Source organism: Mesobacillus boroniphilus JCM 21738 (genome assembly GCF_000517385.1).
In the GTDB taxonomy this organism is placed as follows: Bacteria; Bacillota; Bacilli; order Bacillales; family Cytobacillaceae; genus Mesobacillus; species Mesobacillus boroniphilus.
Genome location: NZ_BAUW01000089.1, coordinates 1 through 14,284, shown reverse-complemented (window position 1 = coordinate 14,284; position 14,284 = coordinate 1). Strand labels below are relative to the sequence as shown.

Annotated in this window: 21 protein-coding genes and 1 riboswitch; of the genes, 5 read left to right on the top strand and 16 right to left on the bottom strand. The window is 40.6% G+C overall.

The genetic code is table 11. The annotated features are described in order from the left end of the window. Positions 1 to 102 precede the first annotated feature (102 nt). Both JCM21738_RS26865 and JCM21738_RS17990 read right to left on the bottom strand, forming a co-directional pair. Complete coding sequence (locus JCM21738_RS26865) at positions 103 to 228, bottom strand: hypothetical protein (protein WP_023626121.1); 126 nt, start codon at positions 226 to 228, stop codon at positions 103 to 105. Between the two features lie 36 nt (positions 229 to 264). Next, entirely contained in the window at positions 265 to 1,614 is a 1,350-nt protein-coding gene (locus JCM21738_RS17990) for a TrkH family potassium uptake protein (RefSeq protein ID WP_023626122.1), read from the bottom strand. A gap of 89 nt (positions 1,615 to 1,703) precedes the next feature. Continuing rightward, positions 1,704 to 1,852: riboswitch (cyclic di-AMP (ydaO/yuaA leader) on the bottom strand. A gap of 195 nt (positions 1,853 to 2,047) precedes the next feature. Between JCM21738_RS17990 and JCM21738_RS17985 the strand changes: the two genes are divergently transcribed. Beyond that, positions 2,048 to 3,052 carry a DUF3231 family protein gene (locus JCM21738_RS17985; protein ID WP_023626123.1) on the top strand — a complete coding sequence of 335 codons (1,005 nt, stop codon included), beginning with the start codon at positions 2,048 to 2,050 and terminating at the stop codon, positions 3,050 to 3,052. A gap of 46 nt (positions 3,053 to 3,098) precedes the next feature. Here the strand turns inward: JCM21738_RS17985 and JCM21738_RS17980 are convergent, their stop codons facing one another. The 13 genes from JCM21738_RS17980 to JCM21738_RS17925 all read right to left on the bottom strand — a co-directional run bounded on the left by JCM21738_RS17980 (position 3,099) and on the right by JCM21738_RS17925 (position 11,255). Beyond that, a complete protein-coding gene (locus JCM21738_RS17980; protein WP_023626124.1) occupies positions 3,099 to 3,326 on the bottom strand; it encodes a hypothetical protein in 228 nt (75 codons plus the stop codon). Positions 3,327 to 3,451: 125 nt separating this feature from the next. Further along, complete coding sequence (locus JCM21738_RS17975) at positions 3,452 to 4,057, bottom strand: DedA family protein (RefSeq protein WP_023626125.1); 606 nt, start codon at positions 4,055 to 4,057, stop codon at positions 3,452 to 3,454. Between the two features lie 312 nt (positions 4,058 to 4,369). Then, the gene (locus JCM21738_RS26860) at positions 4,370 to 4,504 is read right to left on the bottom strand and encodes a hypothetical protein (RefSeq protein ID WP_023626126.1); all 135 of its coding nucleotides are present in this window, start codon (positions 4,502 to 4,504) and stop codon (positions 4,370 to 4,372) included. Between the two features lie 106 nt (positions 4,505 to 4,610). After that, positions 4,611 to 5,063: a hypothetical protein gene (locus JCM21738_RS17970; protein ID WP_023626127.1), complete on the bottom strand. Its 453-nt coding sequence runs from the start codon at positions 5,061 to 5,063 to the stop codon at positions 4,611 to 4,613. Continuing rightward, the gene (locus tag JCM21738_RS17965; RefSeq protein WP_023626128.1) at positions 5,060 to 5,266 is read right to left on the bottom strand and encodes a helix-turn-helix transcriptional regulator; all 207 of its coding nucleotides are present in this window, start codon (positions 5,264 to 5,266) and stop codon (positions 5,060 to 5,062) included. Before JCM21738_RS17965 ends, JCM21738_RS17970 begins: the two co-directional genes overlap by 4 nt. 168 nt (positions 5,267 to 5,434) lie before the next feature. Continuing rightward, positions 5,435 to 5,770: a hypothetical protein gene (locus JCM21738_RS17960; protein WP_023626129.1), complete on the bottom strand. Its 336-nt coding sequence runs from the start codon at positions 5,768 to 5,770 to the stop codon at positions 5,435 to 5,437. Positions 5,771 to 5,998: 228 nt separating this feature from the next. Next, positions 5,999 to 6,181: a hypothetical protein gene (locus tag JCM21738_RS17955; RefSeq protein ID WP_023626130.1), complete on the bottom strand. Its 183-nt coding sequence runs from the start codon at positions 6,179 to 6,181 to the stop codon at positions 5,999 to 6,001. A 150-nt stretch (positions 6,182 to 6,331) separates the two neighbouring features. Further along, entirely contained in the window at positions 6,332 to 7,435 is a 1,104-nt protein-coding gene (locus JCM21738_RS17950) for an AI-2E family transporter (RefSeq protein ID WP_023626131.1), read from the bottom strand. A gap of 89 nt (positions 7,436 to 7,524) precedes the next feature. Beyond that, complete coding sequence (locus JCM21738_RS17945) at positions 7,525 to 8,712, bottom strand: MFS transporter (RefSeq protein WP_023626132.1); 1,188 nt, start codon at positions 8,710 to 8,712, stop codon at positions 7,525 to 7,527. An 80-nt stretch (positions 8,713 to 8,792) separates the two neighbouring features. Beyond that, positions 8,793 to 9,188: a hypothetical protein gene (locus tag JCM21738_RS17940; RefSeq protein ID WP_035209817.1), complete on the bottom strand. Its 396-nt coding sequence runs from the start codon at positions 9,186 to 9,188 to the stop codon at positions 8,793 to 8,795. A gap of 299 nt (positions 9,189 to 9,487) precedes the next feature. Next, positions 9,488 to 10,012: a YceI family protein gene (locus JCM21738_RS17935; protein WP_023626133.1), complete on the bottom strand. Its 525-nt coding sequence runs from the start codon at positions 10,010 to 10,012 to the stop codon at positions 9,488 to 9,490. A 247-nt stretch (positions 10,013 to 10,259) separates the two neighbouring features. Beyond that, positions 10,260 to 10,583 carry a hypothetical protein gene (locus tag JCM21738_RS17930; RefSeq protein ID WP_023626134.1) on the bottom strand — a complete coding sequence of 108 codons (324 nt, stop codon included), beginning with the start codon at positions 10,581 to 10,583 and terminating at the stop codon, positions 10,260 to 10,262. 156 nt (positions 10,584 to 10,739) lie between these two features. Continuing rightward, positions 10,740 to 11,255, bottom strand: a complete 516-nt coding sequence (locus tag JCM21738_RS17925) for a DoxX family protein (RefSeq protein ID WP_023626135.1) — start codon at positions 11,253 to 11,255, stop codon at positions 10,740 to 10,742. A gap of 240 nt (positions 11,256 to 11,495) precedes the next feature. On the opposite strand from JCM21738_RS17925, the gene JCM21738_RS17920 reads away from it, so the two are divergent. Next, positions 11,496 to 12,215, top strand: a complete 720-nt coding sequence (locus tag JCM21738_RS17920; RefSeq protein WP_035209814.1) for a YhcN/YlaJ family sporulation lipoprotein — start codon at positions 11,496 to 11,498, stop codon at positions 12,213 to 12,215. Positions 12,216 to 12,333: 118 nt separating this feature from the next. Here the strand turns inward: JCM21738_RS17920 and JCM21738_RS17915 are convergent, their stop codons facing one another. Next, entirely contained in the window at positions 12,334 to 12,849 is a 516-nt protein-coding gene (locus JCM21738_RS17915) for a DoxX family membrane protein (protein ID WP_023626137.1), read from the bottom strand. 236 nt (positions 12,850 to 13,085) lie between these two features. Here JCM21738_RS17915 and JCM21738_RS17910 point away from each other — a divergent pair, with 236 nt between their 5' ends. Genes JCM21738_RS17910 through JCM21738_RS17905 form a run of 3 tightly spaced genes read left to right on the top strand, consistent with a single transcriptional unit; the run spans position 13,086 to position 13,987 of the window. Then, the gene (locus JCM21738_RS17910; RefSeq protein WP_023626138.1) at positions 13,086 to 13,508 is read left to right on the top strand and encodes a DUF1801 domain-containing protein; all 423 of its coding nucleotides are present in this window, start codon (positions 13,086 to 13,088) and stop codon (positions 13,506 to 13,508) included. A gap of 12 nt (positions 13,509 to 13,520) precedes the next feature. Continuing rightward, complete coding sequence (locus JCM21738_RS27510) at positions 13,521 to 13,661, top strand: hypothetical protein (RefSeq protein WP_369385776.1); 141 nt, start codon at positions 13,521 to 13,523, stop codon at positions 13,659 to 13,661. A gap of 2 nt (positions 13,662 to 13,663) precedes the next feature. Next, positions 13,664 to 13,987 (top strand): SRPBCC family protein, encoded by a 324-nt coding sequence (locus tag JCM21738_RS17905; protein ID WP_369385775.1) that lies wholly within the window; start codon positions 13,664 to 13,666, stop codon positions 13,985 to 13,987. Positions 13,988 to 14,284: the final 297 nt, after the last annotated feature.

Sequence of the window (14,284 nt, the reverse complement as noted above, 5' to 3'; positions counted from 1 at the left end):
AGACACTAATCTAAGTGGATAAATTTATGCTTTCTTATCCAGAAATAAGAAGAAAGACGCCTTTCACGGGAGAGGCGTCTTTCATTTAAACTAAATAATTTTTTAACTTCGCTCATGATCAGGATAAATCAATTCATTGTCTACAAAGATCCTGCACTCTACCGTTATCGCACCGCCGAGGCTAAGCTGATTTCTGGTGTGCACCTTCATTACTTTAAAAAGAAGCATTAGGCAACTTCCTCCACCTAATACTTCCTGAAACCCTTATCCTACAATCAATCTTTCTTTCGGATAATGGCATTTTGGCTCTAGTTTTCCTCGGTTGAATAAGAAGATAAAAGATAGAATTCCTATTCTTCCTATGAACATCAGTGAAATGATGACGACTTTACCTGCTGTACTTAGTTCAGGCGTTATCCCCATGGACAACCCTGTCGTCCCGAATGCTGAGCTTACTTCGAACATGATTTCCATCATCGTAAAATTTTCAGTTGCATTCAATATGACCACCGCCGCAAAACAGAGGATAATTGCCAAAAAGCTTACAACTACTGATTTCCGAATATCTTCTTCATGCAGCTCACGTCCAAACACCTTGATTGTATTATGCCCCTTTGCAAAATTGACAATCAGCAAAATGATGACCGCAAAAGTAGTCGTCCTTATGCCGCCGCCCACAGAACTTGGCGAAGCTCCAATAAACATTAGAAAGCAAAGAAGCAGTAAGGTCGGGTTAGAGAAATCACTCACATTCATCGTAGCAAGCCCGCCATTTCTTGTTGAAGACGACTGGAACCAGGCATAAAAAAACGATTCATGCCAGCTATAGTCCTTGAAGAAATGATTAAATTCAAAGAGCAGGATCGCGAATGTACCGAAAAACATAAGCGCAAAGAAGGTTAACGTAGTCAATTTTGTATACAGAGAAAAATGGCCTTTACGCTGCTTTTTCCGATTGACGAAATATTCCTTTACTTCAACTAAAACCGGGAATCCAATCGCCCCTAAGGTTAAAAGAATGATGTTCACCGTTTGCACGAAATAATCATGCGCAAAAGGAATCAACGAACTCCCTGTAATATCAAAACCAGCGTTCGTCGTTGCACTTACAGCTGCAAATAAGCCTTGCAGATAGGCTTCTTGCCATGTCGGGAAATAGCCAAGAAAATACGTTCCTAATATGAGAGCTCCAACCGCCTCGATCAAAAGGATGATGGCCAAAATTTGCCTCATGAGTTTGACCAGGCCAGACATTTGAGATTGGTTTTGGTCGGTCATGATTAACTGCCGATCCTTAAGACCGATTTTCCTTCGCAGCAACATCCAAAAAAATGTACCGAGTGTCATGATGCCGATTCCGCCAAACTGAAGGATGAACATTAATATGAAAACGCCCGGTGTACTAAAGGTATCCGGTGTCGATACAACCGCTAGCCCGGTTACACTGACCGCACTGACTGCCGTAAATAAAACATCAATAAATGTCCAACTCACTCCCGGCTTGAGAGCAATAGGGAGACTGAGGAGCGACGCCGAAATCAATACGGCAATGACATAAAAAAATACAATGATTTGCGCAGGCTTTAACCAGTTCCTTTTAGTTACTTTCGACACGATAATACCTTCTTTTCTTAGTTTTTTATTTAAACGATGCAAGCACAAAAAGACCATCCCTAATAAGAATGGCCAATGTTAATATCATCAACTTCTCTCTTCACGGCTTACGGAGTTAGCTGTCGGATTAGGGATTGAGAGTATCCCTTTTTAGCTTCATTCGCTAAAATTCACCCCAAGATAAAGTAGCTTTATCAAAATTGGTCCCCCCGCTCAAAAGATTCAGCAAAAAGGTCTTTATTAAATTAATAAGTATAAATTACTCCTATAGCTTAATAGTGTCAATGATTTTTTTACCGCAGGGACTTCCATTCCCACTGTTGTCAATAGAAAGCGGTGATAGTGCATGTTCGGAAAACTCTATTTATTTGATATTGAGTGTCTACATTCATATTTCCCCTGTATGAGGAAATAATATCGTGGAGGTGAAAATATGGACAGGGAAAAAATACAACTAACTTCTTCTGAGATAGGATCCTTGTGGGGCGAATATGTAAATGGGACAATGATAGATACAGTGAATAGATATATGTTCACAATTATTGAAGATGAAGCGATCAAAGCTATTTTTGAGGACGCTATTTCAACATTCGAACGACAAAAGAAGCAAATGGTAACATTTTTAGAGAATGAAGGCTTTCCCATTCCTGTGGGATTTAGTGAAGCGGATATAAATAAAGGTGCAAAAAGGTTGTTCTCGGACATTTTTTGTTTAAATTACTTACATATCATGACATTGCATGGATTGACTGGACATGTCACTGCCTTAGGCGTTTCTATCCGAAAAGACCTGAGGGATTTTTACGATTCATCTGATAACGATGGGAAGAGAATGTATCACCAGACAATTGAACTATTACTCGAGAAAGGCAATTTTCAGAGAGATCCTTTATTTTATCCCGCCAAAAAGCCTGAATTTATTGTTAGCAGGGATTTTACAGATGGGATTTTCGGAAAAGGAAGATGTTTATCTGCGACAGAAATTATAAGTATTTCCTTCAACATAAAAAAGAATATTATGGCAAAAACTCTCTCTATTGCTTTCAGTCAAGTAGCCCAATCAAAAGAAGTTAGAAAGTTTTTAATGGATTCAGAGAAAACAGCTGACCATCAAATACAAACCTTTTCGAAAATCATGCACGATGATAATCTGCCCACTCCCAGGTCATGGGAAACAGAAGTCACGACATCTACGGACTCTCCATTCTCGGATAAACTGATGATGTATCATACCGGCTTCTTATTCCAGGCTGCTCAAGTCTATCACGGAACCGGATTGGCATCTGCCATGCGGACAGACATTATAGCTACTTATGAAACCATAATCCTGAAAAATTTAATGGTGACAAAGAAGTGGTTTGATATTATGGAAAAAAATAAATGGTTAGAACAACCTCCACTTGCTCCTAACCGAAAAGAACTCGCAAACGATACCTAATAGTAATAATGTCCTTCCAAATTTGGAGGGACATTTTTTTATACAGCTATTTCCGTTTATGTTTAAAACGCAAATACTGAATATAGGAAGCAACCAGGACCATGGCATAAAACCATACGGAACAATACCAGACATACTTCAATTCTGTCCAAAAACTCATTCCACCGTGTTCAGGAGGCAAAAGCGAATAAACGGACACTTCAACATAGAACAGGCCCAGGAAAAATAAGAATAAAGGAACAAATATGATCCATACCAAACGATTAAACTTCATCGAAGACCACCTTATTTTTGATCACCAGCTTGAATCTTCTTTATTGAATTCAATAAACAGGAGATTATTCCCTCTAAAAGGAGCAAAAAGGAAACTGCTTAGGTTCCCTTTGCTTCTTATTCCTATCATTTCCTTTTCCTTAAAACCAACACTAATAACAGGCTGACTGCGATCAGTAGTAGAATTATATAAATAAACTTAGAGTAAATATCTATATACTTAACAATCTCCTCCCAGGAAGCTCCGACAGTGGCACCTAAATAGACGAGAATCGAATTCCAGATTAGCGTACCAATTGTTGTAAAAAGCAGGAAAGTCCTAAATCTCATCTCTGAAATGCCGGCAGGGATGGAAATCAGACTGCGAAGTAAAGGAATAACACGGCAAAATAAAACAGTCCAGGCTCCATAACGATCAAACCAGGAATCCGCTTTGTAAATATCATTTTTAGTTACCCGAAGAAGATATCCCCATTTATCAACAATCCTCTCCAACTTATCCACACCCAACTGCCTCCCTAGTCCATATAGCAATACAGCGCCCAACAGTGATCCCACGGTAGAAGAAAGGATAACGCCCGTAATGCTAAGATCCGTTGAAGCAGTCATAAATCCAGCAAAAGTTAAAATAACTTCGGATGGTATTGGAGGAAAGATGTTTTCAAGTGCAATCAAAAACATAACCCCTGCATAGCCAAATTCCTCCATTATCCCAATTAACCATTTTTCCATGTCATTCTCCTTAAGTTTATTGGTCATCCAAAAAAGAAAAAACCTTTACCGTTTTTACAGGCAAAGGTTTTTCAGACAAAAAAGACCTTTACCGCTAATATGGTAAAGGTCTTGCTAACAACAGTGGTTGCCAACAAAGCCGAGAGTCAAGAACTCCGTAATGACGACCTTGCTGTAAAAGCTACTCCCCTTTAGGAGTATTCAATTATTAAGTAAATATTAAATGCGTATGCAAAGCTTGTCAACAAATACTTGGGGGCCACTCGGACGATCACTTCGCCAGATTTTATATACCTCCATCTTGTATCGCCTTTATTTCATCTTAGCCAGCTTATTGGTGATTTCCGCAATTTCCTTCTCCACCTCGTAGAGATTCTTCTGCATCCTGTCCCGGCGGGCTGTTAATACATTAAGCTGTTCTTTAAGTTCATCTTTTGTTTCGCTCATCCAATCTAGTCCTCCATCGTTTAATAAAAACCCTCTTTTATTATGTTCAGTTATGGAGTTCTGAGTATTGAAAAGTCCCTGTACTTTTATGGAAAAAAGTTCGTACTCAAGACCGCACTACAAAAAATAAATACGAAACCAAAACACCAACCCATTGGATCGTCGCAAATAAGAAAATGGTTTCCGTACTGTAGTTTGGGTCACTTAAAAGCATGATCATCAGAAATGGAATCATAATGATTGATAAAACTCCGGCCAAAAACAGGCTTTTCGCTAATATACTCACTTGATATTCATCGTATTGCTTCGTTCTTTTTAAAAGAATAAAAACCATAATCACTACAGTTAATCCGATGATCAAGTAACCAATGAATTTCATATTGCCTGTTTTTAAAAAGTCAGACCACCCGTTCCAAAAGTCCGAGTTCAGTGTTTTACTATGTGAAAGTATGCTTATAAATTCCATATGGCCAGCTGTAAAAAGAAAAATGAATGAATAGATTGCGGACATAAAACTAATGAACAGAATATTAACAACCGGATGTTTCAGTAAACTCACTTTCGCTCACTCTCCTCAAATTCAAATAATTCTTCGATCGTCATATTGAAAAATTTTGCTAAGTCATAGGCCAGCCAGATGGAAGGATCAAATTTGTTTTTTTCAATCGCATTGATCGCCTGGCGTGACACATTTACCCTCTGGCCCAGCTGCGCTTGTGTTAAGCCGAATTGTTCCCTAAATTGTTTCACTTTGTTTTTCAAGATAAATACCTCTTCCTATGTAAGGTTAACCTTACATACAATTTACAAGTATTCCTTTTGGTGTCAGGTTAACCTTACATTAAATTTACAAGGATCCCCTTTTGGTGTCAAGTAAACCTTACATGCATTTCACAAAAAAATGCTTTCCCATATCTGAAAAGCATCACATTATCTCTTATTTACTCTTTTTAACTTTTCCTCTTCAATCATTATTTTTCCAAAAAAAACCGCTGCTTCAAGTTCTAGATAATAGGAAGGATCCTCAAGATTTCGGTAGGCCTCATGCACTCTCATTTGAAAAATTCCTGGTGAATAACTACCTTGCATCGATTGCAATAAGATTTTTTCATCACCTTCTTCAATATGAAAGGCACTACAGCGTTCATCAAGGCATTGTATTTCATACGTCTCTTCCATCCAGCTCGCAAAGTCTGCTTCATTCGGCTTTAGTATTATGGCGATTGAAGCCACAATAATTAAAACCACCAATAGTAACAGCCACATTCACTTCCTCATACCATCTCCCACCTTACTTAGAAATAATAATAAAGTTAATATAATTTATCTTCCCTTTTAGGAACGTCCTCCAGAATCCAATCATGCATAAAGCCCCAATTGATTTGACAACGCTTGTTCCGACAATAGAATTCTCAACCGTAATTCCAATTTAAAGAGCACCGACCAGCAACAATATAAAACTCAATATAGCCCTCATGCTATCCCCCCTGTTTACTACTGTGAGCATGCTCTAATTATCAAAATAACCCCCACTATAATCACGATCGATAGCACATTTACCAAACAACCACTGCTTGGTGACCCTGTCATCGCCTGAGCCCAGCCATTGTTCAAAGCCGCTCCGGGATTCTTCCGCTGTTCCCTGGATTTCAACCGCTCTCTTTTTTCCTCGGACATATAACCTCCTATGAAACCTTATTTTGATCGGGTCGGTCCTTCGTTACGGGCACATTACAAAACCCTGCTAATAAAAAAGCGATAGCAGCTTCAATACAGACAGCTCTATCGCCCAAAGTCTAATCCAGGATTCTCATGTTAGTGTATGACTCAGGTTACTTCTGTGGTGATCGTTGCCCTTTTCCTTGCTCTTAAAAATCGGACCAAGTTCAATACGATTGTTTTTGAGACGGCGTAGGTTGGGACAGCTAACACCATTCCCAGAACGCCAGCCAGATTCCCGGCAGCCAATAAAATAATGATGATCGTTGCCGGATGGGTATCCAGGGTTTTTCCAAGGATAAGCGGAGACAGCAAATTCCCTTCGATTTGCTGCGCTATCAGGATAACCACTACAACCAGCAAAGCCTTTGTCGGAGAATCAAAGAGACCCACCAGCACTGCAGGCGCCCCGCCAATAATCGGCCCGACATACGGGATAATGTTTGTGAAGGCGACGATTAACGCCAGAATCAAGGCATAGCGCAAATCAATGATTAGATACCCGATAAAAGCCAAAATCCCAACAGCGGAGGCGACCGTTACCTGTCCCTGGATATATGAAGCCAGTGTTTCACCAGTTTCTTTCAGGATTTTAAGCCCCTCATCCCGGTAATCTTTCGGAATGAACTTGGAAACAGCATCCGGGAACCTGTGCCCGTCCTTGAACATATAAAACAGTAAAAATGGGACGGTAACAAGGATGATCGCGATATTGGTGACGATGCCCAAAAAGCCCTTGAGTCCATTCGTCAGTTTAGTCGGTATCGTGTTTGCATACTCAATTACGCGCTCCTGCACCGTATCAATCATTTCACGCTGCTCATCCCTAAAGCTTTTAAACTCAGAAGACTGAACTACATCGTAAAAATACTCAGTTGTCTTGTCAGCAAAAACAGGCAGATCATTAGCAAGCTCTGTTGCCTGCTTGGAAACCGCCGGAACCAAATTCCCGATCGCCAAAACAAGAAGCGCCCCAAACACCACATAAATGATCAATATTGCGAGTACCCGAGGTAGTTTCTTGCGTACCAGAAAATCCACTACCGGATTCAGCAGGAAATAGAGAAAGCCGGTAATCAGAATCGGAAAGAACACGGTTGAGATAAAAACCCCAATCGGCTCAAACATAAAGGAAATCTTGGTAGAAACATAAATGATCGTCGATATAAGCAAAATTTGAATCAGCCAAAACTGCAGTTTAGATTTTGTCAAAGTATGTACCTCTTGCTTAAAGTTATTTTGGTAAAATTATACCAAAATTCCAGGTTAAAAGATAATGTTTTTCGAACCAGAAATACAGTTCAGGCAACCTTTACACCCTCACTCAATCTCTTCATTAAAAACGAAATGCAAATTGGCGTTATGATTGTCATTGCGCCAATTGTTGTAAAAGCAACGCCCCAATTAAAATAATCGAGCAGTATGCCAAAAATCATCGGAGAAAAAATTGTTGCACTGAACCCTAATACTGATTGGATTCCCAATGCAATACCCGTTATCTCTGGATCAGAAATTTCCGTGATCATCGTATTGTAGATCGGTGAATCTGCAATAATCGTAAATCCATATATGAAAACAATCGGAAGCAAAATCCACATACTCGCAGGTGTCAGCCAGCCAATCGTCAGTGAACAGCAAATGCTGATGTAAATGAACAGCTTGATTGATTTTAACCTGCCGAAGGAATCGGACATTCTCCCGCCTATAAAACTGGCAATTCCGCCAATCATCACAACAAACGCACCGATAAAATTACCGACAGAAATAGCATTACTGACCTCATGAGTCTGAAAGTAATACACCATAAAAGGACCAATCCAAGCCCACATCGCATACAGTTCCCAACAGTGGCCAGTATAGCTGATGTTCACCAGCAGGTTTTTCTTAGTGAGCACCCGCTTTAAAAGCGCCATACTCAAACGTTGATTGTGGACATGGATGTTTTCAGGTATGCTCGAAAAATAAATCAACACGGATGCTAGGATTGCAGAACAGGAAGTTATGAAAATTACACCTTTCCAGCCTACCAGGTTAATGAATAACCCAGAGACCAGTAACGAAAAGCCTGAGCCAACGACGAGCGAGCCTACAAAAAGACCCAGCGCCGCACCCCTGATCTTATCGCTAGATGTTTGGGCAACAATTTTCATACCCGGGACATAAATTCCCGCAATACCAATTCCTGAAATAAACCTCAACAGTAAAGCCGACCAAAACCCTTGCGCCAATGCACTAAAAAGAACACCCGACACGCCAGCAATCAACGCTCCATACATAAATGAAAATTTCGGATTATAGCGATCACTCAAAAAGCTGTAAAAAAACACCGCTGCCACGTAGCCTATATGAAAAAACGCGACGATAATCCCCGATTCCGTCGAGGATAAATCCCATTCTTTTTCCACAACAGGCATAACCGCAGAAAAGTTAAACCATACCTGCATGGCCAGAAATTGAGCTATTGATAAAGCCCATAATAGACGAGTCATCCAATCACCACCTTTAAAATATTGGTAACTTCCTTAATCAATAAAATACCGAATTTTCCGAATATAAACAAGGTGAGTTTTCAGCACCCAATCATGTAAGCTGATGGCCAGGTGGATTTGGATTGGATTCTACCCTTTCTTTTGACAGCTTTTCTTCGTTTGGCGGCAAGCTGTGTGAAGTTGCGCTTTCTTTTGACAGCTTGACTCCGTTTAATGCTAGACCTGTATGAAGTTGACCTTACTTCTGACAGCTTTTCTCCGTTTTGCGCCAAACCTGTCTGAAGTTCCTCTTTTTCTTGACAGCTTTTCCTCATCAGCACTCCAAACCTGTCACGATTATCTCGTTTTCTTGACAGCTTTTCTTCATCAGCACCCATACCTGTCACAATAACCTCTTTTCTTGACAGCTTTTCCTCATCAGCACCCATACCTGTCACAATAACCTCTTTTTCTTGACAGCTTTTCCTCATCAGCATCCAAACCTGTCACGATTACCTCTTTTTCTTGACAGCTTTTCCTCATTAGCACCCATACCTGTCACGATTATCTCGTTTTCTTGACAGCTTTTCCTCATCAGCATCCAAACCTGTCAAAATAACGGCACTTTCTTGACAGCTTTTCCTCATCAGCATCCAAACCTGTCACGATTACCTCTTTTTCTTGACAGCTTTTCCTCATTAGCACCTAAACTCAACCCCAACATTCCACCGCCACCAAAACAAACCAAAAAACCGCCCCGGAGTCTTTCAACCCCTGAGCGGTTACACCAACTAAATTATGCTGGATTCACTTCTAATTCTACTTTGATCTTGATGTCTTTGCCGACTAGTACGCCGCCTGTTTCTAGTGGAGCATTCCATGTAAGACCGAATTCTTCGCGGTTCACTTTTGCTTCTGCTTCGAAACCGTATACTTCCACTCCCCATGGGTTTGTACCTTTGCCGCCGAATTCAACATCGAATGTTACTGGCTTTGTTACGTCCTTGATTGTCAGGTCACCAGTTACTTTGTAATCATCTCCATCGCGAGTGATGCTCGTAGATTTGAAATCGATTGTTGGATAGTTTTCAACATCAAAGAAGTCTGCTGATTTCAAATGATTTTCGCGGTCTTCGTTGCGTGTATCGATGCTTGTTACATCAATTTTAAATGCGATTGAAGCTGTTGTTAAATCTGTTAGGTCTGCTGCTTCAACATCAGCTGTATAAGAGCCGAATTGTCCTTTTACCTTTGAAACCATCATGTGTTTCACTTCAAAACCTAATGCTGAGTGTGCCTGGTCTACTGTAAATTTAGCCATTTAAAAATCCCCCTGTTTTGTTTTTATCTCGAATTCGAGATATTATTCCAAAAAAATAAATCTCAAAATCAATTATTTTTAATTCGAGATAAATTTATCATGAAATCGACTTGACTGTCAACACTCAAGTTTGGAATTTTTCACAACATGCCTGCAACCGGGACAGAACGATTTGTGTTTCACTCCAAACTCTTCAAAATTCCGGTCATCTCTTCAATTGTCCTCTTGATCGCATTAAATTTTATTATTAATACCCCTCCTTTTGTAAAAGCCGAATGTCTTCTATTCTCCATTTTTCTGTCAAATCGTAAAAATTCACTTCCCACAGACCGCCAAAGCTGCAAATTCCCATATATCCAATCAGCAGCTCCCCATCGAAGTACAAGAACTCATTTATATCCTGAACACCCTTGCTGCTGTCAACGCTGACCCCGAGCTTGTAATCAAGCTCCAGCTTTAGAGCCGTTTGATCATTTTGAAGGCACCGTTCCTGAAGATGGTTGATTATTTTATAATCCTCATCATTGATGTTTTCCTTAAGCTTGATCCATGGTTTATGTATTTTTTGCACTGTCGGCACTCTCCAAATCCCTTTTAATCGTTGTATATTTTTTTATTCGCTTAAACAATCGTTCACTCCTTTTTATCAAACAAGAGTTTTTTACAGAAAAAAGCTGCCGGGATTTCCCGGCAGCCAATTTATTTTAAAGGGGGATTTAAAATCAAGTTAAGCTACGTTACGAGTGACTTCTTCTCCGCGTTTGAAAACTGTTTTGCGGATAAATGGTACGACCCAGCGATCTAAACCGTATTTACCAGCGTTATAGCCTGCGAACAGGATGATAAAGCCGAAGAAGATGTCAGTTGGATTGTGAGATACTGTTCCAGCTAGGAAGAAGCTGAAGTTCATCACTAGACCGAAGAAAATTGCAGCAGTTGTCAGTGTTCCCAGGATTAAACCAAGTCCTACTAGGAATTCTCCCAGTGGCACGATGAAGTTGAAGATTTCCACATTCGGAATCGCGAAGCTTTCAAGGAAGTTCACGTACCATCCATACACCGCGTTTCCGTCTGGACCTTTGACCGGATTTGCTACAGCATTTTTCAAGTAACCAGAAGCGTCAAAACCTTCACCTGTTAATTTGCCCCATCCAGCAGTCATCCAGTTGTATCCAAGCCATACCCTAATGACAGTCAATATACCAGCAGCAACATTGTTTTCTCTTAACCATTTAGCAAACATGTTCCTCACTCCAATAAGTTATTTAGTATTAGTACACTTATAAGATATCAAATAAATCTCGAAAATAGTGTTTTTTTGTGAATGAATTCACAATTCTGTTGAAATGTTTTGAACGAATTATGACAGAGGCTCTTTTTCTACATAACCGACCCTTTCATTTTAAAAAAATCTCTTTCACCTTGCATAGCGCACGGATTTCAAGCCATCATAAGGACGAATACACAACAAGGAGTGAACGGAATGAAAAAATCAATAATCATCGCTGGCTGTGCTGTTTTTACAATGGGATTGGCTGGATGCGGAGCCAATAACAATGCAGCAGACAATAACCGTGACCAGCAGGTGGAAATCTCCCAGGTCAGACGCGGACCGGCAACTGAAGGCAACAGACTCCAGCTGGCTGATCGCGCTGAACGCCAGGTAGAACAGATGCCGGAAGTAGACGACGCACGAGTCATCATCTCGGAAAACAATGCATATGTCGCTGTTCGACTTGCGGACTCGGAGAACGATGGAAATGCAGAAATCAATGGTGCCTTGGATGGCAACGGCAGGACTTTTGCCGATAATGGTCGAGTGGACCAGGATGACAGCCGTGCAGGAAACGATGGAGTCATTGACGGCCATGGTGATGCAGGAGATGAAAAACGCCAGAATGCAGGTAAAGGTGATCGTGGAAACAACAACATTTTCGGTACGGGAAATGGAACTGGTACCGACGCAGGAGCAGACAGAAATTCCGCCCTTGGCAATGGATTGGAACGCCAAATTAAACAAAAGGTCCGCGAATCACATAGAGGCATTGACAATGTATATGTCTCTGTAGACAATAATGCCTTTGACAGAATGGTACATTCGCAGATGATATCCGCAATAACAGGAATAGAGACGGTCTATTTGATGACTTCAGAAACACAATGGGAAATTTCTTCGGAAGATAATTTCATTAAAGGCGACTAAGCATAGGATTGATTTTCCTATGCTTTTGCTTTTTCAGAAGGATTTGCTCCCTAGATAAAAAAATGGCTGCCGAGATATACCTGGCAGCCGAATTATATTAAAGGGGGATTTAACTAAGTTAAGCAGCGTTTCGTGCAGCTTCTTCTCCGCGCTTGAAAACTGTTTTGCGGATAAATGGTACGACCCAGCGGTCTAAACCATATTTACCTGCGTTGTAGCCTGCGAAGAGGATGATGAATCCGAAGAAGATGTCAGTTGGGTTGTGAGATACAGTTCCGGCTAGGAAGAAACTGAAGTTCATCACTAGACCGAAGAACATTGCAGCAGTTGTCAGAGTTCCAAGCAGCAATCCGAGTCCGACAAGGAATTCTCCCAGTGGAACGATGAAGTTGAACAATTCTACATTCGGAATCGCGAAGCTTTCAAGGAAGTTCACGTACCAACCGTACACTGCATTTCCGTCTGGACCTTTAACCGGATTTGCCACAGCATTTTTCAGGTAACCGGATGCGTCAAAACCTTCACCAGTCAATTTACCCCATCCAGCAGTCATCCAGTTGTATCCAAGCCATATTCTTATAACAGCCAATAGACCAGCAGCAATATTGTTTTCTCTTAACCACTTTGCAATCATGTTCTTCACTCCAATAAGTTATTTATTATTATTACACTATTAACATATCAAATTCTGCGTAAAAAAATACTGTGTTGTGACATTAGTCACAATTCTGTTGAAAAGCTTTGACCAAATTATGTCAGAGGAGATCAAGTCTAGAACCTCCTTCACCAGGAAAACCTGCTAACAATAGGAAGGAATATGGTTTTTCTTGCAGAAGTAATTAGAATTCCGTCTGTGGAAGGAGAATGTATATGTACGAACTGAAAACCAAGGAGAACGACAATAGTGTCATTGAGTTCATTGAAAATGTCGACAGCCCGAAAAAGCGCGAGGATGCGTATAGACTTCTGGATATTTTTACGGAAACAACAGGTTACCCGGCAAAAATGTGGGGACCGAGCATTATTGGGTTTGGATCCTATCATTATAAATATGAATCTGGTCACGAAGGAGATGCGCCGCTAGTAGGCTTCTCACCTCGCAAAGCGAAGATCAGTTTGTATTTTGCTACAGGCGACACAGAAAGAGAAGCGTTGTTGAAAGAGTTCGGAAAACACACTTCCGGGAAAGCATGTGTGTACATAAATAAAGTTGCGGATATTGATGTGGATGTTTTAAAAGCTTTGATTGATCAATCTGTTACATTTTTAAAAGAAAGATATACCACCGGATAAGGAGAATTTATAATGGAACCAATCACAGTACCCGACCTTTCAGCAAGGCCGCTCGGTTTTAAAGTTGAACGGTTAATGGAGTCCCCGGCTGATGCCTCTACCAAGCGTGGACTGAAAATTTCGATACATGGTTTGCCGCACCCGGAACGCTGATCATGAAGGCAGAGGTAAATTCCGTATTCTTTTTTGAGACCGTCTTTAAAACCGAAGAAGATCTAGTTGAGCAGCGACACCCGCATTACGGAAGGTTTCTACGACTAATTCCGGACCGCCTGATTGAATTCACCTGGTTAACAGGTGCTGGAGGAACAGAAGGTGCCGAAACCTTGGTGACAATCGAGCTGGAACCAGTAGAAAATGGAACTCAACTAAGCCTGACACACAAAGGATTTCCTAATGACCAATCCAAAAGCCGGCATGATTCAGCCTGGGGAATGATCCTTGAACATCTCGATCAGAAGATGAAGGAGAATATATAGATATTATTTTGCTGTCATGATACATGGCAGCTTTTATATTTTTTAGAATAGCTCAAACTCCTTGCTTCATGTTTATAGAGCTTTCTATAAAGCCTTTTAAGAAGCTCTCCTCCCATTTCGCTTATAAAATCTTTCTATAGGACCTTTTACAAGAACAACCACCTTTTCGGGCTTATAGAATCTTTCTATAGGACCTTTTACAGGACCAACCACCATTTCGGCTTATAGAATCTTTCTATAGGACCTTTTACAGGACCAAACCCCCATTTCGGGCTTATAGAATCTTTCTATAGACTT